This is a genomic window from Streptomyces cyaneochromogenes, assembly GCF_003963535.1.
Lineage (GTDB): Bacteria > Actinomycetota > Actinomycetes > Streptomycetales > Streptomycetaceae > Streptomyces > Streptomyces shaanxiensis.
The window spans coordinates 7,435,463-7,457,508 of the sequence record NZ_CP034539.1 but is presented as its reverse complement, the minus strand read 5'-3'; the positions used below and the strand labels follow the sequence as shown (position 1 = coordinate 7,457,508).

At 70.1% G+C, this 22,046-nt stretch carries 22 protein-coding genes and 1 pseudogene; 12 read left to right on the top strand and 11 right to left on the bottom strand.

From position 1 onward, the window contains the following. Positions 1-40: 40 nt before the first annotated feature. Both EJ357_RS34085 and EJ357_RS34080 read left to right on the top strand, forming a co-directional pair. A complete protein-coding gene (locus tag EJ357_RS34085) occupies positions 41-1,288 on the top strand; it encodes a cytochrome P450 (protein ID WP_126395537.1) in 1,248 nt (415 codons plus the stop codon). Then, positions 1,285-2,067: an enoyl-CoA hydratase/isomerase family protein gene (locus tag EJ357_RS34080; protein WP_126395536.1), complete on the top strand. Its 783-nt coding sequence runs from the start codon at positions 1,285-1,287 to the stop codon at positions 2,065-2,067. Before EJ357_RS34085 ends, EJ357_RS34080 begins: the two co-directional genes overlap by 4 nt. Before the next feature lie 201 nt (positions 2,068-2,268). On the opposite strand, the gene EJ357_RS34075 is transcribed toward EJ357_RS34080, so the two are convergent. Beyond that, positions 2,269-2,673, bottom strand: a complete 405-nt coding sequence (locus EJ357_RS34075) for a pyrophosphohydrolase domain-containing protein (RefSeq protein ID WP_126395535.1) — start codon at positions 2,671-2,673, stop codon at positions 2,269-2,271. 132 nt (positions 2,674-2,805) lie between these two features. Between EJ357_RS34075 and EJ357_RS34070 the strand changes: the two genes are divergently transcribed. Beyond that, positions 2,806-3,801 carry a TAXI family TRAP transporter solute-binding subunit gene (locus tag EJ357_RS34070; protein WP_126395534.1) on the top strand — a complete coding sequence of 332 codons (996 nt, stop codon included), beginning with the start codon at positions 2,806-2,808 and terminating at the stop codon, positions 3,799-3,801. Positions 3,802-3,933: 132 nt separating this feature from the next. On the opposite strand, the gene EJ357_RS34065 is transcribed toward EJ357_RS34070, so the two are convergent. Together EJ357_RS34065 and EJ357_RS34060 are read right to left on the bottom strand one after the other, a co-directional pair. Then, positions 3,934-5,325: a sensor histidine kinase gene (locus EJ357_RS34065; RefSeq protein WP_126395533.1), complete on the bottom strand. Its 1,392-nt coding sequence runs from the start codon at positions 5,323-5,325 to the stop codon at positions 3,934-3,936. Positions 5,326-5,334: 9 nt separating this feature from the next. Further along, positions 5,335-6,024, bottom strand: coding sequence for a response regulator transcription factor (locus EJ357_RS34060; protein ID WP_126395532.1), 690 nt, complete (start codon positions 6,022-6,024; stop codon positions 5,335-5,337). 286 nt (positions 6,025-6,310) lie between these two features. On the opposite strand from EJ357_RS34060, the gene EJ357_RS34055 reads away from it, so the two are divergent. The 5 genes from EJ357_RS34055 to EJ357_RS34035 all read left to right on the top strand — a co-directional run bounded on the left by EJ357_RS34055 (position 6,311) and on the right by EJ357_RS34035 (position 11,495). After that, positions 6,311-7,087, top strand: a complete 777-nt coding sequence (locus tag EJ357_RS34055) for an amino acid ABC transporter ATP-binding protein (protein WP_126395531.1) — start codon at positions 6,311-6,313, stop codon at positions 7,085-7,087. An 83-nt stretch (positions 7,088-7,170) separates the two neighbouring features. Beyond that, positions 7,171-8,016: a glutamate ABC transporter substrate-binding protein gene (locus EJ357_RS34050; protein WP_175647616.1), complete on the top strand. Its 846-nt coding sequence runs from the start codon at positions 7,171-7,173 to the stop codon at positions 8,014-8,016. A gap of 96 nt (positions 8,017-8,112) precedes the next feature. Further along, on the top strand, positions 8,113-8,787 hold the full coding sequence (locus tag EJ357_RS34045) for an amino acid ABC transporter permease (RefSeq protein ID WP_126395529.1): 675 nt from the start codon (positions 8,113-8,115) through the stop codon (positions 8,785-8,787). Then, a complete protein-coding gene (locus EJ357_RS34040) occupies positions 8,784-9,692 on the top strand; it encodes an amino acid ABC transporter permease (protein WP_126395528.1) in 909 nt (302 codons plus the stop codon). The genes EJ357_RS34045 and EJ357_RS34040 overlap by 4 nt, the downstream gene beginning before the upstream one ends. A 177-nt stretch (positions 9,693-9,869) precedes the next feature. Then, complete coding sequence (locus EJ357_RS34035) at positions 9,870-11,495, top strand: FAD-dependent monooxygenase (RefSeq protein ID WP_126395527.1); 1,626 nt, start codon at positions 9,870-9,872, stop codon at positions 11,493-11,495. Between the two features lie 89 nt (positions 11,496-11,584). On the opposite strand, the gene EJ357_RS34030 is transcribed toward EJ357_RS34035, so the two are convergent. Continuing rightward, positions 11,585-12,799, bottom strand: coding sequence for an RNA-guided endonuclease InsQ/TnpB family protein (locus EJ357_RS34030; RefSeq protein WP_126395526.1), 1,215 nt, complete (start codon positions 12,797-12,799; stop codon positions 11,585-11,587). 238 nt (positions 12,800-13,037) lie between these two features. On the opposite strand from EJ357_RS34030, the gene EJ357_RS50795 reads away from it, so the two are divergent. From EJ357_RS50795 to EJ357_RS34020, 3 genes are all read left to right on the top strand, one after another. After that, entirely contained in the window at positions 13,038-13,202 is a 165-nt protein-coding gene (locus tag EJ357_RS50795) for a putative leader peptide (RefSeq protein WP_368858108.1), read from the top strand. A 94-nt stretch (positions 13,203-13,296) separates the two neighbouring features. Beyond that, positions 13,297-13,890 carry a cysteine dioxygenase gene (locus tag EJ357_RS34025; protein WP_126395525.1) on the top strand — a complete coding sequence of 198 codons (594 nt, stop codon included), beginning with the start codon at positions 13,297-13,299 and terminating at the stop codon, positions 13,888-13,890. A gap of 203 nt (positions 13,891-14,093) precedes the next feature. Next, positions 14,094-14,516, top strand: a complete 423-nt coding sequence (locus tag EJ357_RS34020; protein WP_228472697.1) for a rhodanese-like domain-containing protein — start codon at positions 14,094-14,096, stop codon at positions 14,514-14,516. 419 nt (positions 14,517-14,935) lie between these two features. On the opposite strand, the gene recX is transcribed toward EJ357_RS34020, so the two are convergent. The 4 genes from recX to EJ357_RS34000 all read right to left on the bottom strand — a co-directional run bounded on the left by recX (position 14,936) and on the right by EJ357_RS34000 (position 18,954). Next, positions 14,936-15,919 (bottom strand): recombination regulator RecX, encoded by a 984-nt coding sequence (gene recX, locus EJ357_RS34015; RefSeq protein WP_126395524.1) that lies wholly within the window; start codon positions 15,917-15,919, stop codon positions 14,936-14,938. A 3-nt stretch (positions 15,920-15,922) separates the two neighbouring features. After that, the gene (recA, locus tag EJ357_RS34010) at positions 15,923-17,047 is read right to left on the bottom strand and encodes a recombinase RecA (RefSeq protein ID WP_126395523.1); all 1,125 of its coding nucleotides are present in this window, start codon (positions 17,045-17,047) and stop codon (positions 15,923-15,925) included. Positions 17,048-17,421: 374 nt separating this feature from the next. Continuing rightward, the gene (locus EJ357_RS34005) at positions 17,422-18,699 is read right to left on the bottom strand and encodes an AI-2E family transporter (RefSeq protein WP_126395522.1); all 1,278 of its coding nucleotides are present in this window, start codon (positions 18,697-18,699) and stop codon (positions 17,422-17,424) included. A 60-nt stretch (positions 18,700-18,759) separates the two neighbouring features. Next, positions 18,760-18,954, bottom strand: a complete 195-nt coding sequence (locus EJ357_RS34000; protein ID WP_126395521.1) for a DUF3046 domain-containing protein — start codon at positions 18,952-18,954, stop codon at positions 18,760-18,762. A gap of 80 nt (positions 18,955-19,034) precedes the next feature. On the opposite strand from EJ357_RS34000, the gene EJ357_RS33995 reads away from it, so the two are divergent. Continuing rightward, entirely contained in the window at positions 19,035-19,976 is a 942-nt protein-coding gene (locus EJ357_RS33995) for a hypothetical protein (RefSeq protein ID WP_126395520.1), read from the top strand. A gap of 49 nt (positions 19,977-20,025) precedes the next feature. Here the strand turns inward: EJ357_RS33995 and EJ357_RS33990 are convergent, their stop codons facing one another. From EJ357_RS33990 to EJ357_RS33980, 3 genes and pseudogenes are all read right to left on the bottom strand, one after another. Continuing rightward, positions 20,026-20,334 (bottom strand): AzlD domain-containing protein, encoded by a 309-nt coding sequence (locus EJ357_RS33990; RefSeq protein WP_126395519.1) that lies wholly within the window; start codon positions 20,332-20,334, stop codon positions 20,026-20,028. Further along, on the bottom strand, positions 20,331-21,062 hold the full coding sequence (locus EJ357_RS33985) for an AzlC family ABC transporter permease (protein WP_126395518.1): 732 nt from the start codon (positions 21,060-21,062) through the stop codon (positions 20,331-20,333). Before EJ357_RS33985 ends, EJ357_RS33990 begins: the two co-directional genes overlap by 4 nt. After that, positions 20,945-21,924 (bottom strand): annotated as a pseudogene (locus EJ357_RS33980) (AraC family transcriptional regulator); the annotation flags it as partial. The pseudogene EJ357_RS33980 and the gene EJ357_RS33985, both read right to left, overlap by 118 nt. Positions 21,925-22,046: the final 122 nt, after the last annotated feature.

Sequence of the window (22,046 nt, the reverse complement as noted above, 5' to 3'; positions counted from 1 at the left end):
CAGGGGTACGTATGGCGGCTGGCAGAAAGGAGCCGCCAACGTGGCGAGCATTACCACTCCGTCCTTTGACCGTCGGGCCAACCTCTCCCTCTTCTCCCGTCTCCGGAAGGCCGAGGGCCAGGCAGATCCGTTCCCGATCTACGCGGAGCTCAGAGCGCGGGGCGCCATCAGTCCCGCGCCCTGGGGAGGGTTCCTCGTGACGAGTTTCAGCACCTGCGACCAGATACTGCGCGGCAACGCCTGGCTGGAACCGGATACGCGATGGCGAGAACGGCAGGGGGTGAGCACACGCTGGGGCGCCAGCTCCTCCCGTGAGATCAGCCGCACGCTGCCCGCCCTCAACCCCCCGGAGCACACCAGGGTGCGCCGGTCTGCCGGCAACTTCGACCGCACCACCATCGACCGCATGGGCCGCAGGGTGAGCCAGGTGGTCGACGACCTGCTCGACACCGTGATGGAGCATCTGCACACGGGGGAAGCGGACTTCGCCGCCCTGGTGAGCGAGGAACTCCCCGTCGCCACCATCGGTGACTGGCTCGGGCTGCCGCGCGCGGACTGGCCCCGCCTGCGCGAGCTGACCCACGACCAGGTCTTCACCCAGGAGCTGCTGCCCTCCGCCAGCCAGCTGGCCCGGTCCGACGCCGCCATGGCCGAACTTCGCGCCTACTTCCTGCACTTGGTGCACGAGCGGCGCGCGCGTCCCGGCGAGGATCCCGTGTCGCGGTGGATCAGGACATGGGACGCCATGGAACCGGACCGGGACAAGGCCGACGAAGCGGTCTACTTCCTGGTTCTGTTCGTCCTGCTGGCAGCCCTGGAGACGACCTCCACCCTGCTGTCCACCATGACGCTCCTGCTCGTCGAACACCCCAGCCGGTGGAGCCTGCTCGCCGCACAGCCCGACCTCGTGCCCGCGTTCGTGGAGGAGGCGCTGCGCTACGACCCTCCGACCCATGTGATCAGCCGGGTCGCAGCCGAGGACTGCTTACTGCACGGCGTCGAGGTACGCGCGGACGAGATGGTCCACCTCTTGGTGGGCGCCGCCCACCGGGATCCCGCCCAGTACGACCGCCCTGATGCGTTCGACCCCCGCCGCAAGGCCCCTCACCTCTCCTTCAGCGGAGGCATCCACTACTGCCTCGGGGCGCCCCTGGCCCGGCTGGAGGCCCAGACCCTTCTGCACCGAACAGTCACACGCCTGCCTCGCCTGACCCTGGCCCGCCGCCCTGACCGGGCGCCCCGGGTGGCGTTCAGGCGTCTGCTGAACCTGGATGTCGCCCTCGCATGAACCCGCCGACCGCCACCACCTCCATACCCCCGCGCACGCCCATCGGCGTCACGCAGGACGGCCCCGTCCTGCACGTGCGGCTCAACCCCTCCGTCCAGGACGACACGCTGAGCACCGCCGTCCTGGACGACCTCATCGCCGCACTCGACAACCTCCACGAACGACCCGACATCCGCATCCTGGTCCTCTCCTCCATGGGCGACGACTTCTGCCTGGGAGCCGACCGCCGGGAGTACCGGGACGCCCTGGCGCTGGATCCGACCGGAGCCGCGCTGCGCCGCGTCACGGACAAGGCCCACCGGCTGTGCCAGGCCCTGGAGAACACCCACGCCGTCACCATCGCCCGACTCCACGGCAAGGTCATCGGAGCCGGCCTCGCACTCGCCGCCTACTGCGATCTCCGCGCGGGCGCGGACTCCTGCCGGTTCCGCATGCCGGAGGTCGGCATCGGTCTCGCCCCCGCCTGGGGCGGCGCCATGGGGCGCCTGATCGCGGAGGCCGGCGCCGCGAGGATCCGCGAACTCATGCTCACCTGCGACGCCTTCGACGCCGTCACCGCCCACCGACTCGGTCTCCTCCACAAGGTCGCCCCCCTCGACCAGCTGGACGACACCGTCGCCGCCTGGACAAGACCCCTCGCCCGGCGCTCCCCCGAGGCTCTCCTCCTGACCAAACGCATGCTCACCGGCTACGCGAAGGCCGCCCGCACGGCCGACGTCACCCTGCTCGACTCCCATCTCCTGACCGCCCAGCTGGTTCCCTACGGAGGCGATGGCTGACAGCGCCCGGCGAGGCCGTGCACGGTGGGCCGGGAGCGGTCCACCTCACGGGGTCGGCCTCGCCGTCCCGCATGGGCGCGACATGGCCCGACGCACCCACGCTCAGGACTGACCGAGGAGAGCCGCGTCCCAGGACCGGCCTGTAAGGCCCGCGCCCCAGGACGGACCCGGCACGCACGGGCCCTCCGGCCGACGGCGGCACTACGCCCCGTCGGCACCCCATCCCTGGCTGCGCAGCACACCCGACACATCCGGTGCCTCGTAGTGCTCGCCCTTGAGCACCTTGCCGTCGGCCCGGCGGGCCACCTGGCCGTCGGGGCCCAGCTTGGTCATGTTGGAGCGGTGGATCTCGGCGAGTACGGCGTCGAGGTCGATGCCGTGCACCAGGGCCGTGCCGTACGCGACGTAGACGACGTCCGCCAGCTCGTGCGCGAGCCTGTCGAGCGGGCCGGTGACGGACACCTCGGCGACCTCCGCGGCCTCCTCCGCAAGCAGCTCTCCCCGGTGCGCGGCCATGTTCGGGGACACCTCGGTCGGCGTACTGCGGGCGTCGAGGCCGAAGGCGAGGTGGAATTCACGGACCAGGTCGGCGGGCGAGGAGCTCATGCGCCGACTCTAGCGGCCGGGTCCGACAGTCCCCCGTGCGAAGGCCCGTGGGCTCGAGAGGCCGCCCGCGCACCCGCCCTTTGTGACCCCTGCCCTGGTCAGCACCGTGCACCGGCTGGCAGGATCTCGGCCATGTCCAAGGCACTCACCCGCATCAGCAGGCGCCGGGCCCTGCAGGGCGCGGCCGCCGGGTTCGTTGCCTTCGGGTTGCTGCTGTGGTGGCTGCTGCCCCTGGGCGAGGAACCGCCGAGCGGGACGATCACGTTCAGTACGGGCACGCGCGCGGGTGTCTACCAGGAGTACGGCGCCCTCCTGCGCAAGGAGCTCGCCAAGGACATGCCAGAGCTGAAGGTGCAGCTGCAGACGAGTGACGGCTCGCAGGAGAACGTCCAGCGTGTGGCGACCGGGCAGGCCGACTTCACGATCGCCGCGGCCGACGCGGTGGACACGTTCAAGATCGACGGCAAGCCCGTCACCGACCGGCTACGCGGTGTCGCCCGCCTCTACGACGACTATGTCCAGCTCGTCGTACCGCCGGACTCCGACATCCGCTCCGTCGCGGACCTGAAGGGCAAGCGGGTGGCCATAGGGCGGGCGAACTCCGGCGTGCGGCTGATCGCCACCCGGGTGCTGGAGGCCGCCGGGATCGACCCGGAGAAGGACATCACGCCCCGGTCGGACGGCATCGACACCGGGCCCAAGAGGCTGGGGCGCGAACTCGACGCGTTCTTCTGGTCCAGCGGGGTGCCCACGGACGGGCTGGAGGAGATCGCCGAGACCTCCTCGTTCCGGTTCGTGCCGATCGACGCCCGCCTCGTCGCCAAGGTGCACGCCGCAGGGGACACGGCCCACTTCTACCGCGCGACCAACATGCCCGAGTCGGCGTACCCCACCATCCAGAACGGCGACACGGTGCCGACGATCGCCGTCTCCAACCTGCTGATCACCCGCAAGGACATGGATCCCCGGCTCACGGAATGGCTGACCCGTACGGTGATCAAGAGCCGTGACGGCATCGGGGCCCACGTCCACTCGGCGCAACTGGTCGACCTGCGTACGGCGATCTACACCGACCCCCTGTCCCTGCACGAGGGCGCCAAGCGCTACTACCGCTCGGTCAAGCCGTAGGAACCGGCGAGTCCCGGCCGTGGGAACGCGGCGCCGCCGGGCCGCAGCACGGGGCGACGCCAGGCCATGGCACGCGGCGACGCCGGGCCGCAGGAAGCTGACGGCACCTGGTCGGCCATGGCCCCCGCCCCGTCACTGCGTCGGCGCCGACCTGGGCACCGTCACCGTCACCCGCAGCCCGTGCGGTTCGTTGCGGCCGTACGAGATGGAGCCCTCGCCCGCCGCGAGCAGCGCCCGCGAGATCGACAGGCCGAGGCCCGAGCCCTTGATGTTCTGGTGCCGGCCGCTGCGCCAGAAGCGGTCACCGATGCGAGCGAGTTCCTCGTCGGCGAGGCCGGGGCCGTGGTCGGCCACCACGATGGTCGACGCACCGCCGTTGGAGGTCACCGTCACGTCGACGCGCTCGTCCTTCGGAGTGAACTTGACCGCGTTGTCGATCACGGCGTCCAGCGCGCTGGACAGCGCCACCGGGTCGGCCCAGGCTGTGGTCGGCGGGCAGTCCCCCACCAGGCGCACACCCTTGGCCTCGGCGGTCGGAGCCCACGCCGCGACCCGCTCGGCGGCCAGCGCACCGACGTCGGTGAGCCTGAGGTCGGCCTCGGTGTGCTCGGCCAGAGCCAGGTCGAGCAGGTCGTCGAGGACCTCGGCCAGCCGCTTGCCCTCGGCCTGGACCGATGCGATCTCCTGGTTCCCCTCCGGCAGCTCGAACGCGAGCAGTTCGATGCGCAGCAGCAGCGCCGCGAGCGGGTTGCGCAGCTGGTGCGAGGCGTCGGCGACGAAGGCGCGCTGCTGCTCCAGCACGTCCTCGACGTTGTCCGCCATCTCGTTGAACGACCGGGCCAGCCGCCGCAGTTCCGGCGGACCGCTGGCAACCGCCACGCGTGACTTCAGCCGGCCGCTCGCGATCGCGTGCGTGGTGGTGTCCAGCACGCGCACCGGCCTGAGCACCCAGCCGGTCAGCCGGAGCGCGGCCCCGACGGCCACCAGCATCGCGGCCGTCAGACCGGCCCCGATGATCAGCCAGCCCTCCAGGATCCGCGAACGCATCTGCCCGGTCGGCGAGTCGGTGACGACGACCGCGACGACGTCACCGTCCCGGATGACCGGCGACGCGACGACGAGACGGCCCCGCTGCCAGGGCCACACCTGCTTCGGGTCGTGGCTGCGCCGGCTCAGCAGCGACTCCTCGAAGGCGTCGCGCACCTCGCCGGTCCTGGGCAGGAACCAAGTCGTCCGCCCCTTGGCCAGGGGCGTGTCGGTGGGCAGGAAGACACCCGCCCGGATGCCGTAGACGTCGTAGTAGCTGTCCAGTTCCCGGCTCAGGATGCGGAGATCGTCGCGGGAGCCGGTGGCGACGTCGGCGGCGGGGCGTGCGATGGCCGCGAAGTACGCCGTGTCGTCGATCCGGTCGACGACCACCTTCTGCTGCTGGGCCGAGGCCAGGCTGACGGCGAGCGGAACGCCGAGTGCGAGCAGGACGGCCGCCATCAGGACGATCAGCAGCGGGAGGAGACGAGTGCGCACCCTTGCCCGCTACGACGCCGGGGCGACGAGTCGGTAGCCGACGCCGCGTACGGTCTCGATCAGGGCCGGCATGCGCAGTTTGGCGCGCAGAGACGCCACATGCACCTCAAGAGTGCGCCCGGTCCCCTCCCAACTCGTGCGCCACACCTCGCTGATGATCTGCTCCCGGCGGAAGACCACCCCGGGACGCTGGGCGAGCAGGGCAAGGAGATCGAACTCCTTGCGAGTCAGTTGGACAACCGAACCGTCGACACTGACCTGCCGGGTGGGCAGTTCGATGTGGACCGTGCCCAGACGCAGCACACCCTCGCCGCCCGCCCCGGCATCATCCTCCTGCACGGTGCGCCGGCTGACGGCGTGGATCCGGGCGAGCAGCTCTCCGGTGTCGTACGGCTTCACCACATAGTCATCGGCCCCGAGGTTGAGGCCGTGGATGCGGGAGCGGACGTCGGAACGCGCGGTGACCATGATCACCGGGGTGCTGGTGCGCTTGCGGATCTTGCCGCAGACCTCGTAACCGTCCTGGTCGGGCAGGCCGAGGTCGAGGAGGACGACACCAAAGCCGTTGCCCTCCGGAACGAGCGCCTGCAGGGCCTCCTCGCCGCTACGCGCGTGCGTGACGTCGAAACCGTGCCGTGCCAGCACCGCGGACAGAGCGGCGGCGACATGGTTGTCGTCCTCGACGAGGAGCAGTCTCATCCCGGCCTCCTTCGGTTCACTGGCCGTACGATTCAGGTAGCTACACAGTGCGTGCACGCGCGCGTGCACCATGGAAGTCACGCTGATGGACGAGTACGCCGTCAAGTGGGTTCCGGTTGCGGGCGGCTTCCGTTATCCACCCGGTACGCGCCCAGGTCGCAAGTGCTACGACACGTGTCCGATTGCTATCGGATCGTGATGCTCAGATTCCCCTCAGAACTAATGACGCAGGTCGGATACGGTTATTACTGTCCTCCGAAACCGAGGAGGACGGAGCCTGAGAGCGATGACCGAAGTATCGGTGGCCAAGGAAGACATGGCCGCGACCGGCGAGCTGGTCGTCCTGAAGAGCGTGAACAAGCATTTCGGCGCGTTGCACGTGCTCCAGGACATCGATCTGACGATCGCCCGCGGCGAGGTCGTCGTGGTCATCGGACCCTCCGGGTCCGGGAAGTCCACCCTGTGCCGCGCCATCAACCGCCTCGAGACGATCGACTCCGGCGCGATCGCCATCGACGGCAAGCCGCTGCCCGCGGAGGGCAAGGCGCTGGCCAAGCTACGTGCTGACGTCGGCATGGTCTTCCAGTCCTTCAACCTTTTCGCGCACAAGACCGTGCTCGAGAACGTGATGCTGGGCCAGATCAAGGTCCGCAAGGCGGACAAGAAGAAGGCCGAGGAGAAGGCCCGCTCCCTGCTCGACCGGGTGGGCGTGGGCAACCAGGCGGACAAGTACCCCGCCCAGCTCTCCGGCGGCCAGCAGCAGCGTGTGGCCATCGCCCGTGCGCTGGCCATGGACCCCAAGGTCATGCTCTTCGACGAGCCGACGTCGGCTCTCGACCCGGAGATGATCAACGAGGTCCTGGAGGTCATGCAGCAGCTCGCCCGCGATGGCATGACCATGATCGTCGTCACTCATGAGATGGGCTTCGCCCGCTCCGCCGCCAATCGGGTGGTATTCATGGCAGACGGCAAGATCGTCGAAGAAGCTGTGCCGGACCAGTTCTTCAGCAACCCGCGCAGCGACCGTGCCAAGGACTTCCTGTCCAAGATCCTGCACCACTGACGGACCGCTTCACGCACCCGACGACCTGTGTCACCCGTCTCTGACGGGCGACGCATCTCTTCATCACGCAAAGGATGTTCACCATGAAGCTCCGCAAGGCCTCCGCCGCGGCCGCCGCTGCACTCGTCCTTTCCCTCACTGCCACCGCCTGTGGTGGCGGCGACGGTGACAACGAGGGCGGCTCGGGCTCCGGCGGCGGCGACAAGATCAAGATCGGCATCAAGTACGACCAGCCGGGTCTGGGCCTGAAGGAGCCCGACGGCACCTTCTCCGGCTTCGACGTGGACGTGGCGACGTACGTGGCGAAGGAGCTCGGCTACGACGCCGACCAGATCGAGTTCGTCGAGACCAAGAGTGCCGACCGTGAGAACGCGCTGAAGCGCGGCGACGTCAAGTTCATCGCGGCCACGTACTCGATCACCGACGAGCGCAAGAAGTCGGTCGACTTCGCCGGCCCGTACCTGCTGGCCCACCAGGACCTGCTGGTCAAGACCGACTCGGACATCACCGAGGCCACCGACCTCAACGGCAAGAACCTGTGCTCGGTGACCGGCTCCACCTCGGCGGAGAACGTCAAGAACGACTTCGCCCCCAAGGCCAACCTCAAGGAGAACAGCGGTTACTCGGAGTGCATCTCCTCGCTGCAGAGTGGCACCGTGGACGCCCTGACCACGGACGACTCGATCCTCGCCGGCTTCGCCTCGCAGGAGCAGTACAAGGGCCAGTTCAAGCTCGCCGGTCTCAAGCTGAGCAACGAGAACTACGGCATCGGCGTGAAGAAGGGTGACACCGAGACCCTGAACAAGATCAACGCCGCCCTCGAGAAGATGGTCAGCTCGAAGGCCTGGGACAAGGCGGTCACGGACAACTTCGGTCCGGCCAACTACAAGAACGAGCCCGCGCCGAAGATCGGCGTCATCGTCCAGTAGCGCAAGGATCCACCGGCGCGCCGCCGTCCACCGCGATCAGGGCGGCGGCGCGCCGCGCTATCCACATACGCCACCCACCCGGAAGCGCGGGAGATCGTGTTCGACTTTCTTTCTGACTACAACAACCCAACCCTGTTGGGTGCCTTCTGGATGACGGTGAAACTCACCGTCATCTCCGGCCTCGGTTCCCTGATCTGGGGCACTCTCCTGGCCGCGATGCGGGTCAGCCCGGTCCCGCTCATGCGTGGGTTCGGCACGGCCTATGTGAATATCGTCCGGAACATCCCCCTGACGGTCATCATCATCTTCACCTCGCTCGGCCTCGCCGATGTCTTCGGCGTGACGATGGGCGCCTCCGACTTCCAGGTCCGGGGCTTCCGCCTGGCGATCCTCGGTCTCGTCGCCTACACCGCGGCCTTCGTCTGCGAGGCGATTCGTTCCGGCATTAACACCGTGCCGCTCGGCCAGGCCGAGGCGGCCCGCGCCATCGGGCTGACCTTCAGTCAGACCCTCCGGCTCATCATTTTGCCGCAGGCCTTCCGCGCGGTCATCGGCCCGCTGGCCAACGTGTTGATCGCCCTGACCAAGAACACCACGGTGGCGGCCGCGATCGGCGTGGCCGAAGCCGCCTACCTGATGAAGGGAATGATCGAGAAGGAGGCTCAGGTGCTGCTCATCGGCGCCGTCTTCGCCTTCGGTTTCGTGGTACTGACCCTGCCCACCGGCCTCCTCCTCGGCTGGCTGAGCAAGCGACTGGCGGTGAAGCGATGAGCTCCGTTCTCTACGACGCCCCGGGCCCTCGCGCCAAGCGGCGCAATGTGTTCATCTCGGTGATCTTCTTCGCCCTCCTCGCCCTTCTCGTGTGGTTCGTCTGGGACGCCATGAACGAGAAGAACCAGCTGGAGTGGGCCCTGTGGAAGCCGTTCACCGAGTCCCAGGCGTGGACGACCTACCTGCTGCCGGGTCTGGCCGACACGCTCAGGGCCGCAGCGCTGGCCATGGTGATCGCCCTTCCGCTCGGCGCGGTCTTCGGTATCGCACGTCTCTCCGACCACCTGTGGGTGCGACTTCCGGCGGCCTGGGTGGTCGAGTTCTTCCGAGCGATCCCGGTCCTGCTGCTGATGCTGTTCGCCAACGAGGCCTACGACCGCTGGGCGAACCTCACCACTGAACAGCGGCAGCTCTACGCGGTCGTCACCGGCCTGGTGCTCTACAACGCATCCGTCCTCGCCGAGGTCGTCCGGGCCGGCATCCTCGCCCTGCCCAAGGGGCAGTCGGAGGCCGCCAAGGCGATCGGCCTGCGCAAGGGCCAGACGATGCGGATCGTCCTGCTGCCGCAGGCCGTCACCGCCATGCTGCCGGCCATCGTCAGCCAGCTCGTGGTCATCGTGAAGGACACCGCCCTGGGCGGCGTGATGATCGGCTTCACCGAGCTGCTCAGCACGCGCGGCACCCTGGCGGCCGCCTACGGCAACCCCATCGCCAGCTTCGTCGTGGTGGCGATCATCTACATCGTGCTCAACTTCATCCTCACCAGCTTCGCGAGCTGGCTGGAGAAGCGGCTGCGGCGCAGCAAGAAGAGCACGGGTGCGGTGCTCAGCGCCGAGGACATGGAGGAGCTGAACCCGGCGGCGACGGGCGGCACCTTCGGGACCGGTGCCGGAGGGTCCATCTGACGCATCGTCAAGTGGCGTGAGCAACACGGAGGGCAGTGGCTTGATCGCCACTGCCCTCCGTCACTTGACGCAAGCACCGGCAATGGGTTGCATACGTTCTGTGATCGTGCACCCTGCTCCAACTTTCTGTTCACTTGCGTCCTTCGGGACACCGCTGCGGGCAGGGGGCGCCGCGCCGTGGACCCGGTGATCATCGTCGGAGCGGGGCCCGTCGGGCTCACGCTCGCCCTGGCGCTGGCGCGTCAGGAGGTACCGTCCGTCGTTCTCGACGAGGGGCCCGGCAAGGACGAGCCCCGTCTCGCGCGCACCGTCGTACTGCGCGAGGACACCGCCGCCCTCATGGAGCGCCTGACAGGCGTACCGCTCGCCGAAGCAGGGGCCCGTTGGGCCGGATGGCGGGCGATCCGGCGCAAGCAGGTGATGCGCGAGGTCAAATTCGACGACGCGGCGGAAGGCCCCGAGAGCGGCACGAACCCCGCGCCCCTGCACATCGCCCAGCACGTGCTGACCGGCGCCCTGCGCGCCGCCCTCGTCGGCGAACCGCTGGTCAAGGTCGCCGTGGACAGCCGACTGGACGCCGTCGAGCAGGAGCCCTCGGGCGTCACCGCCCACACCCGCGGCCCCAAGGGCACCTGGTGGCGCGGCAGCTACCTGGTCGGCTGCGACGGCCCGCGCTCGACCGTCCGCAAGCTCCTGGACATCCGTTTCCCCGGCCGTACGGCGGTGGAGCGACACGCCGTGGCCGCACTGCGGGCGGAACTTCCGTGGGGCGGTGAGGCGTTGCTCCATCGGATGCCGCCGTGGCGGACGTCCGGACCCTCGGGCGGGGAGGTCACCGGACGGCCGCTTCCGGACGGGGTGTGGCGCCTCGACTGGCTGCTGCCGCCGGGCAAGGACCTGGTCACGCCCGAGGTACTGGTAGCTCGCGTCCGGGAGACGCTCGCCGGCTGGGCCGACGGGCCGACACCACCGTACGAACTCCTCGACACCGGAGTTCACACGGTCCACCACCGGCTGGCCCGCCGCTGGCGCGTGGGCCGCGTCTTCCTCGCCGGGGACGCGGCGCACTGCCTCGGCACGCTGGGCACGCACGGGCTCGACGAGGGGCTGCGGGACGCCGACAACCTCGCCTGGAAGCTGGCGCCGGCCTGGCACCACGGGCACCACGAGGCGCTGCTCGACAGCTACCAGGCGGAGCGCCGCGCCGTCGTCTCCGCCCGGCTGCGCGCCGCTGACCAGGCGCTGCCGCTGCTGCGCGGCGGCGGAGGGCTGCGCGCGTACGTGCCCGGCTCCGCCCGCGGCCACGACGCGCTGCTGATGGACGGCCACCTGGGACAGGGAGCGATCGGTGGGCCGGGGTCGTATGCCGCCTCGCCGCTCGCGCCCCAGGACCTTGAGGGCGAGGTCCCCGTGGACACACCACGCGGCGGGCAGGTCGTGGACGTACGGGTCACTGCCGAGGACGGCTCCTTCGTACGGCTGCGGGACCGGCTCGGTCGCAACGCTCTGCTGGTCCTGCTGATCGCGCCGGGCACAGGCGTGTGGGAGCGCAAGCACTGGGTGACCGCGGGGATCATGCCCCGGCTGGTGGCGGCGGTGACGGCGCTCCCCTATCCGGCGGAGCTGCTGGTCGCGGAGAGCTACCCGGGTGCGGCCGCGCACTCGGTCCTGCTGGTGCGGCCCGACGGGCACCTGGTGACGGCGTTGAGCGGGGTGCGGCCGGCCGATCTGTACGCGGCGGCCGAGGCGGCGCTGGGCGGACCGGTCAAGGTGCAGGCCGGGGCGGCGGCTGGGTCGCGCTGACGGTGCCCTACGGAAGTGGTACTCATTTCATACAACTGTGCGGTCCGCATATTGACTGCTCCCCTCCCTGACGGGATGGGATTCCTGGCTCAGGCTGCCTCTGGGAGCAGCGCTCCCAGAGGTCTTACGCCCTCGGCACCAGCCGGGATCAGACCTGCCCGGACGAGCATCACGCGTGCGGAGTTCTTGTCTCTGGGAGAGACGACAGCGCACGCAGTGCAGTTGTAGGTGCGCTCGGACAGCGGCAATGCGTGCTTGGTTCTCGCTCCGCACGACGCGCAGTCCATAGTGGTGTGCGCGGGATGCACGAGACGGATGTCCCGCCCATGCTTGCGGCCCATGTCGATCAGGGCCTTCTTGGTGGCGCCGATGGCAGCGTCCGCCGCCTTGCGCGCCAGCGAGGACTTGGCGAGGAAATTCGGCTTGAAGTCCTCGACGGCGATGGCGTCGTGGTCGGTCACGACCCTCTTCGCCCACTTGCGGCCGGTGTCCTGCCGCTGCCGGGCGATCTTCTGATAGGTCTTCGCCCGCAGCTTCTTCGCCTCGCGGTAGCCTTCCGAGGCGGCCTGCCCCTTTTTCGGTTTTCGACGGGCCATCATCCGGTCGTACCGGGTCAGCCTGGCATGGGCCTTCTTCCCGTGCTGAGCGTGCACGAGGTCGTGGGCGTCGGAGGTGGTGGTGGCGGTCTCCTTGACTCCCCAGTCCACGCCGAGTACCCGGCCGGTCTCCGGTAGCGGCTGAACATGCGTGGGGGCCACGAAGGAGCAGTACCAGTGCCCGACGCTGTCTTGGTACACACGCACCGAGGAGGGTTCGGCGGGCAGGCTACGCGACCACACCACGGTTAACACGATCCCGCCCGCCAAGTGCAGGCGATCGCCCTTCAGCCGGAACCCGCGCCGGGAGTAGTTCAGCGTTGGCAAGGCATCGCGCTTCTTCTTCCACTTCGGCATACCAGCCCGCCGCCGCTGAGGCAGGCGTTCCCGGACGTCCTTCTGTGCCTTGGCGCGGGACTTGCCGAAGTCCCGGATCAGCTGCTGTTGCGGAACGCTGGAGCCCTCGCGGAGCCACGGCGTAAGCTCTCGCGCCTCGGTCAGCATCTTGTCGAGCTGCGCCGGGCCACAGGTCTGCTTGCCCTCCGGGTGCGCCTTGTTGTGAGCATGCACGACCTTGGACTTGGCCACGCACTCGTTCCATACCCACCGACAGCGGTCCCAGTCCGCAAGCAGTTGCGCGCGGGCGGTCGAGGACACACGCAGGCGGTACGTGTACCGGGCATGCCCTCCCTCCTTCAGCACCGGCACGCCACCACCCTCCTCCACAGCTTCGCCCGCTCATCCCCAATTCCCTGACAAGACCGTACGTGCGATAGACGTACACCCGTACCCTCATCGCGCCGCAGCCACCACAACTAGCGAACACGCGAACGTGCGTTCGCACCCTATCTGCTTCCCTCGACGGTCTCGCGGGCGCTCCGCGCCTCAAGACATTGGACACGGCGACGCTCCGCGTCGCCGTCACAGGGCTCGATTGTTCCCCGGCATGCGCGCCGGGGTGTCCTCGCAGGAATCAAATGGCAGCGAGTTGACCGGTTCGCACCGCCATGGTGTACTCCCGACCATGACCGACACCTGTGTGCGCCTGTGGCGGAGGGTCCATATGGACCTCGTCCGCTATGCGGGCTGCGTGTGTCGCCCGTCCTGCTGAACTCGCATCCCTTTTCCTCCAGCGCGCGCCGCTCCCGTCGTATGACGCCTCTGCCGTCGCGCGCTCTTCGCGAACTCTCTTCAGGACGGTGCCCGTGTCTGTCCCTTCTGCCGCCGTTGCCGCTTCTCAGCCGGTAGCCGCACCGGTCTCGACGCCCACTTCCTCACCGGTTTCCACGTCGGCTCCCGCTGCCACGCCCACGCAGGCGGATCTCCTCGACTTCGTCCGGCGTGCCGCCGCCGACGCCGACTTGATCGCCTCGCTTCCGCTCGACCCCGAGGGCCGTACCTGGGTGCGGCTCGAAGGCCCCGGCGGCAGCGAGGCCTGGCTGATCGGCTGGCCGCCCGGAACCGGCACCGGCTGGCACGACCACGCCGAGTCGGTCGGGGCCTTCGTGACGGCGGCCGGTGAGCTCAAGGAGCACTCACTCGCCGTCCGGTTGCCCGCCGACGGCTGGAAGACGCTGGAACTGGCGGACGGCGTGGACCGCGAACGCCGGCTGCCGGCCGGCAAGGGCCGCTCTTTCGGCCGCCACCATGTACACGAGGTCCTCAACGACTCCAGCGCCGAACAGCACGCGATCTCCGTTCACGCCTACTACCCGCCCCTGCCGCAGATCCGCCGCTTCAGCCGCAGCGGCCCGATTCTGCGCCTGGAGCAGGTGGAGCGGCCGGAGGACTGGCAGTGAGTGGCACGGGGACGTGATCTGTGCAGGTGAGCGGCGCTGCTTCGGTGCGGGGCTTGGCCGGACGGCCGGTTGGTGGGGGTGAGCTGGCTGTGAGTGGCGCGAGCGGGCCTGCGGGCGGCCAGGGCGAGCTGGAAGTAGGCATAGGCGGCGCGAGCGCGCAGGCGCTCCGTGGAGGCGAGGCTCAGGCGGGTGTGGGCGACGGCGTGGCTGAACCGCCTGTCGGCATCGACGAGTTGCTGGAGCGGGTACGCGCCGGCTACACGCGGGTCGAGCCACGTGAGGCGTACGAGTTGGCGCAGCACGGCGAAGCGCTGCTGGTCGACATCCGCTACGCAGCCCTGCGCGAGCGGGACGGGTTGATCCCAGGCGCCCTCGTCGTCGAGCGCAACGAACTGGAGTGGCGCCTCGACCCACAGGGCAGCCATCGAGCCCCCGAGGCCACGAGCCACGACCTGCGAGTCGTGGTGATCTGCAACGAGGGCTACGCGTCGAGTCTGGCAGCCGAGTCGCTACGACGCCTGGGGCTGCACCGGGCCACCGATCTCGTCGGGGGGTTCCAGGCGTGGTGGGCGGAGGGGCTTGCGGTGACGTCGGGAGCGGGTGTCGCGGCTGGGGTGGAGGCCTAGAGGCGTTCCGAGGACGACGCCCGGAGGGCAGGGCAGGGGCGCGGCGGTCAGGAGAGCGGCCGTGTCCGCGTGGCCTTGGAGCCTCTGGCGGCCGCTCCATCGCGCCTTGAGCGGGCGGGCGGCACGCACGGTCCCGAAGGGCCGGTAACGGCCCCGCAGTTCCGCGAAGCTCTGCACCAGTGCCATACCCGTACACCAGGGCCGTATCCGCACGCCCGTGTCGTGCCCGTAGTCACGGCCTGCCATCTGGCTGGGCGAGCGAGACGCGCCCTGCGGCCCGCCCTCCGCTCCGAACCCGGCCCCGAACGCGATGGGCGCCCCCGCGCGTCCACCGTGCCGGGGCCAGGGCCGGAATCCCGCGGCCACGGACCTCGCCGCCCGCCTGCTCCCAGCGCCCGCTCCCGGCCGCACTACCAGGATCAGAACCCCTCGTCCTCGAGGAACTCCGTGTCCTCGCCCTCTTCCTCCAGTGCCTGTCGGACCACCCGCAGAGCCATCCCCTCGGGGTAGCCCTTGCGGGCGAGCATGCCCGCGAGGCGGCGCAGGCGCTTGTCGCGGTCGAGGCCGCGTGTGGAGCCCAGCTTGCGGGCGACGAGTTCGCGTGCGGTCGCCTCTTCCTGCTCGGAGTCGAGCTGTGCGACGGCCGCGTCGATCAGCGTGGAGTCGACGCCCTTGGTCCGCAGTTCCCGGGCGAGCGCGCGTCGGGCCAGTCCCCGGCCGTGATGCCGGGACTCCACCCAGGCGTCCGCGAACGCGCTGTCGTTGATGAGGCCGACCTCCTCGAACCGCGACAGCACCTCCTCGGCGGCGTCGTCCGGGATCTCCCGCTTGCGCAGGGCGTCCGCGAGCTGCTTCCGCGTGCGCGGGGTCCCGGTGAGCAGGCGCAGACAGATCGCCCGCGCCTGCTCCACCGGGTCCCCTGGGGGCGTCCTCTCCTCGGCCCTCGACGAGGAAGAGGCACCTCCGTCCTCACCGGACGGCTCTGTGCGGCCGCGCCGACGACGCCCGCGTGAGCCGCCCGAGCCTTCCGAACCCCGATACCGAGCCCCGCCACGGCCCCGGCGCGAGCCACCGCGGGGCGCACCGCCCTCGGCATCGAGCACCGAGCCGTCTTCCGGCCACGCCTCGCCGTCCACCGCACCATGGCCGGACCCGTCGCCATACGTCCGGCCCGGGCCGTCGTCATACGCCAGGCCCGACTCGCCCTGGAACCCCCCGTACGACGCCCGCGTACTCGTGCCGTACGGCCGCGTGCCGCCGCTCCCCCCGTCCGTGTCATGGGCCGTGTCCCCGCCGTAGACGTCTCCGCCCATCCTTGAGGAGCCCTCGTCGCCGCCTTTCCCCCGCTCCAGCGGAGCGTCCGGATAGGCGGCGTACTCGGCCCAGTCCGTTCGTCGCGTCACGGGTCAGCTCTTGGCTGCGGCGGCCTTGGTCTTGGCTGCCTTGGCCGCCGGGGCGGGCACCGTCTTCGCGGCGTCGTCCGGGGTGGCGGAGACCGCGGCGTCCGCACCGGGTTCGGCGGCGGGCTCCTCCGGTCGCACGCCGACGCCCAGCTTTTCCTTGATCTTCTTCTCGATCTCGTTGGCCAGGTCGGGGTTGTCCTTCAGGAAGTTGCGCGCGTTCTCCTTGCCCTGGCCGAGCTGGTCGCCCTCGTACGTGTACCAGGCGCCGGCCTTGCGGACGAAGCCGTGCTCCACGCCCATGTCGATCAGACCGCCCTCACGGCTGATGCCCTGGCCGTAGAGGATGTCGAACTCGGCCTGCTTGAAGGGCGGCGCGACCTTGTTCTTGACGACCTTGCAGCGGGTGCGGTTGCCGACCGCCTCGGTGCCGTCCTTCAGGGTCTCGATGCGCCGGATGTCGATACGCACCGAGGCGTAGAACTTCAGCGCCCGGCCACCGGTCGTGGTCTCCGGCGAACCGAACATCACGCCGATCTTCTCGCGGAGCTGGTTGATGAAGATCGCGGTGGTCTTGGACTGGTTGAGCGCGCTGGTGATCTTCCGCAGGGCCTGGCTCATCAGACGGGCCTGCAGACCGACGTGGCTGTCGCCCATCTCGCCCTCGATCTCCGCGCGCGGGACGAGCGCGGCGACGGAGTCGATGACGATCAGGTCGAGCGCGCCGGAGCGGACCAGCATGTCCACGATCTCCAGCGCCTGCTCGCCGTTGTCGGGCTGGGACAGGATCAGGTTGTCGATGTCGACGCCGAGCTTCTTCGCGTACTCGGGGTCGAGGGCGTGCTCCGCGTCCACGAAGGCGACCTGGCCGCCCGCCTTCTGGGCGTTCGCCACCGCGTGCAGAGTCAGGGTCGTCTTACCGGAGGACTCCGGGCCGTAGATCTCCACGACACGGCCGCGCGGCAGGCCGCCGACGCCGAGGGCCACGTCGAGGGCGGTCGAGCCGGTCGAGATGACCTCGATGGGCTCCATCGACCGCTCGCCCATGCGCATGACCGCGCCCTTGCCGAATTGCCGTTCAATCTGTGCGAGCGCGGCGTCGAGCGCCTTCTCGCGGTCGGTTCCTGCCATGGGTTCCACCCGGTTTGCTTGAGTCGATCGCTTCACGTCAAAGACGCTAACGCCTGCCACTGACAATGCGCCCCGACGCCCGTCCGGCCTGTGGATAACTCGGGCACTTCTACGTCGAAACCGTGGCGAAATGCCCGCCGGGAGCCTTGCCGGAGCTTCCATGAGAATGGATGTTCGATTTTCGTGTCAAGCGCACCACACGGCACCTCCGAGACTACGTTCGCGGTCCGCCAACGCCCCGGGCTCGCACGGCCTCTGTCACGCCGGCCTCCCGCCCCACCGCTCTCACCGCCGGTTTCCGGCGCGGACCTCCGTCGCCACCGGATCCCCGCCCAGCAGCTGTCACCGCGGCACAGCGGTCCGCACGTCCGGGCTCAGGAGGAGGAGTTCTCCCCGGAACTCCCCGTCTCCGTCGGGGGCCGCTCCCCCGGGCGTCGTCGTGCCCACAGCTCACGCGCGCGTGAGAACAGCCTGGGCCCCGTTCCCCGTCTCCGGTGTCCGTGGACGCGGGGGTCGTCGGTGACGTCGTACCGCTTCACGTACGCCCCCAGGAACGCCTGCAGCGTGGCGATCGCCGGGATGGCGATCAGCGCGCCCACCGCGCCGAGGAGGGCGGTGCCCGCGATCACCGACCCGAAGGCGACCGCGGGGTGGATGTCGACGGTCTTCGCGGTCAGCTTGGGCTGCAGCACGTAGTTCTCGAACTGCTGGTAGACCACGACGAAGATCAGCACCCACAGCGCGTACCAGGGATCGACCGTGAAGGCGATCAGCATGGGCAGGGCGCCCGCGAGATAGGTGCCGATGGTGGGAATGAACTGCGAGACCAGGCCGACCCACACGGCGAGCACGGGCGCGTACGGCACGTCCAGGCTCTCCAGCAGGATGTAGTGGGCTATGCCGGAGATGAGCGCCATCAGACCGCGCGAGTACAGGTAGCCGCCGGTCTTGTTGACGGCGATCTCCCATGCGCGCAGTACCTCGGCCTGCTTGGCGGGCGGCAGCACGGAGCACAGGGCCCGGCGCAGTCGCGGGCCGTCGGCGGCGAAGTAGAACGAGAACAGCGTGATCGTCAGCAGTTGGAAGAGACCGCCGAGGACCTGGGCGGACACGTCGAGGACCCCGGTGGCGCTGTTCTGCACGTAGTTGCGCAGCCAGTCGGAGCGGAGGAGGCCCTCCTGGACGTCCACGCGGCGCAGGTCGGTGTTGAAGTGCGTGTTGATCCAGTTGATGACGGAGTCGAGGTAGTTCGGGAAGTCCTCGACGATCTTGATGATCTGGCCCGCGAGCATGGACCCCAGCAGCGTCACGAACCCGGCGGACACGACGATCACGGCGAGGAAGACGACTGCCGTGGCCAGCCCCCGGCGCATGCCGCGCGAGGCCATCCAGCTCACCGCGGGCTCGATGGCCAGGGCCAGGAAGAACGCGATGACGATGTTGATCAGCAGCCCGGTGAGCTGGTGAAAGGCCCAGCTGCCCAGCTGGAACGCGCCGACGAGCGCCAGCGCGAGCACCATGGCGCGCGGCAGCCAGCGTGGCATGCGGGCGTCCGGCCCGGCGGCGCCCTCGCCCGGCGGCGGGGTGGGCGGCGTCGTGCCGAACGGTGATTCGTGCCGGGCGGGCCGCCCGGTCTCGTCAGTGCGTGCCACGGAGCAAGTGTCGCCCACGCCACCGACAACCGGCTGCCGTCCTGCGATCTTCGTTACCGGTCAGCGCTGCTCTCCCGGAACGTTCATGACGGAGCAGACCACACGCCACACGTCCTTGGCCTCCCAGCCCGACGCCAGCGCCTCGTGCACCGTGCGTCCGCCGAGCTCCGACATCACGTGGTCGCGCGCGAAGGTGTCGGCGTACCCCGGACCGAAGTGGTCCGCCATCCGCTCCCAGAAGACCGTCAACCGCATGCGTCCAGTATCCCGCCCCTGAGAGTGGGCCTGCGCCGGGACCGCTTGCCGAGACCGCTTTCCGTCCTACGGTCTGTCGCATGGCCGAAACAGGAGCCCCCCTCCCCCCGACGTCCCCGGCGCACTCCCCGCTCTTCCGCGCCGAGCAGTTCGTCTGGCTCACCGCGCGCGTGCTCGAACAGCGCCTCTTCGCGTACCACTTCCTGAACGGCGCCGCCGACCCGGTGGAGACCGCGCTGGACGCCTACCGCAACGAGGACGGCGGGTACGGCCATGCGCTGGAACCCGACCTGCGCGGTCCGGTGAGCCAGCCGCTGCACACCGGTCACGCACTGCACATCCTGGACGCCATCGAACGCTGCGGCGGACAGCGCGTGGACCGCGTGTGCCGCTACCTCACCTCGGTCTCCACGCCGGACGGCGCCCTCCCCGCGATCCACCCCAGCCAGCGCGGCTACCCCTCGGCTCCTTTCCTGCCGATCACGGACGACCCGCCCAGCGCGCTCCTGGTCACCGGGCCGGTGGTCGGCCTTCTGCACCGCAACGAGGTGTGGCACGCCTGGCTGTTCCGGGCCACGGACTTCTGCTGGCAGGCGGTCGAGTCCCTGGAGAAGTCCCGTCCGTACGAGATCGAGGCCGCCGTGGCCTTCCTGGACTCCGCTCCCGACCGCACGCGCGCGGAGGCGGCCGCCGACCGCCTGGGCCGCATGGTGCGCGAACAGCGCCTGGCGGCGCTGGAGCCGGACAGCCTCGACACGCGCCCGGCCCCGCCCGACCGCGCCCCGGACGAGCACCACTTCCCGCACGACTACGCGAGGACACCGCGCTCCCTCGCGCGCGCGTGGTTCACGGACGACGAAATGGCCCGCTCCCTGGACCACCTCGTCGGCGAGCAGCAGCAGGACGGCGGCTGGCCCGTCCGCCGGCGCCAGTGGGCACCGGGCACCGCCCTGGAGACACGCCCCATGGCGACGATCGAGGCGCTGCGCACTCTCAGGGCCCACGGCCGCCACATCGGCTGACCTGCCGCGGCATCGGCGGCCCCGCCGCGGCATCGGCTGACCTGCCGTGTCACCCTCCCATGGCCCGCACCCCCGCCGTCACCACGACGGACGCCGCGACGACGAGCAGGAACGGCGCGCGCAGGACGAGCGCCACGGCAGCCGCGGCGACTCCGGCCGCCCTCGCGTCCAGCACCAGCGCATGCCCGTCGCCGAACGCCTGCTGAGCCGTGAGGGCGGCGAGGAGCGCGACGGGCAGCAGGGCGGCAAGACGCCGGACGAGCGGCTGCTCGAGAGCACCCGCGGGCACGAGCAGCCCGACGAGCTTGACGACGTAGCAGCCGAGAGCGGTGACGCCGATCGCGATCCAGGTGCTCACAGCTCTCCCTTCCGCGCATCTCCCCTGCGCCGCCCCTCGGCCCACAGCACGACCGGCGCCGCCAGAGCGGCCACCAGGACAGGCACTCCGGCCAGCAGCACGGGCAACAGCCCGAGCCCCAGGACCACGGCCAGGGCGGCGACGGCACGCTCGGTCACGGACTTCAGCATCGGCGCCAGCAGTGCCAGGAACACGGTGGGCCCGGCGGCATCGAGCCCCCAGGCATCGGTGTCACCGATGGCCTCGGCACCCCACGCACCGAGCAGCGTGGTGAGGTTCCACAGCACGTACAGACTCAGCCCTGTCACCACGAACCCGATGCGCGCACTGCGCCGCGTCGGCTGCGCCAGCGCGACAGCGGCCGTCTCGTCGATCACCCATTGCGCGGCGAACGGCCGCACCGCGCGCGGGAGACTGAGCAACTGCGACAGCCGCAGCCCGTAGAACGCGTTGCGCACCCCCAGGAAGAAGGCGCCCGCCGCCGCGGTCAACGGGTTGCCGCCGGCCGCGAGCGCCCCCACGAGCGCGAACTGCGACGCTCCCGTGAACACCAGCAGGCTGAGCGCACAGGTCTGCAGGAGCGTGAGGCCGCTGCCCGCCGAGGTCACCCCGAAGGCGAACCCGGACAGCCCGACGGCGACCCCGACGCCCAGGGCGTCCCGGACGACAGCCGCGTCGGGCTTGCCCCCGGCGGTGCGGAGGTCTGCGAGAGTTCTCTGTTCTGCCACGCCTGCGACGCTACGAAAGCCCCTGTCAGGCGTCTTGTACGTTCTTGCGCCCCCGCTGATAGGCCCCTGGCGGCACGCCCACGATCCTGGTGAAGTGGCGGTTCAGATGCGGCTGGTCGGTGAACCCCACGGCGACTGCGGCCTCGGCCGGTGAGCCCCCCGCGTCCAGCAGCCGCCGAGCACGCCGTACCCGCGCGTCGGTGAGCCAGGTGTGCGGCGGCATCCCGTACAGGTCCCGAAACGCCCGCAACAAGGCGAACGGCCCGGTACCGAGATCGGAGGCCAGCCTCTCCAGGCTCGGCGGCTCGGCCATCCGCTCCTCCAGCACCTCACGCGCGCGTACCGCGATCCTGGCCCCCGCCGTCCCCACGTCCCGCTGCGGCAGGGCCCCGCCGTTCAGCCGCAGCAGCCGCGTCACGGCAACGCGCAGCAACGTGTCGGCAGCCAGCGCGTTGCCCTCGTCGGCGGCGCGCAGCACCTGATGCACCAGGCCCACGGTGTACGGATCGTCCAGCACCGGCCTGACGAACCCCGGCGTCCCGCGGATCGAGGTGGTCTCGGCCGCTATCTCCGCCACCACCTCCGGCGACGGATACACCGCCCCGTACTGCCACCCCTCAGGAACCCCCGCCCGCCCGGTGTGCGCCGTATCCGGATTGACCAACGCCAGCGCACCGGCTCCCGCGTACTGATCGGCACCTCGGCAGTGAAATACCTCCACGCCGTCCGCGATGGCGGCGATCACGAAGTTCTCGTGGGTGTGCCGCACGAACGTCTTGCGGATGTACCGGGCCCGCAGCAGATCGACGCCGGGCAACTCGGTGTACTGCCAGTGCCGCGCCTGCTCGCCCGAACCCGCCATGGGTCCATTCTCCGACAGAGCGCGGAGGGCTGTAGGCCCGCCGGCCCGCAGCCGCCCACGACGGGATGGGGACGAACGCCCTGCCCCACCCGGAGGCCGACCGCCGTCGCTGCGCCAACCCC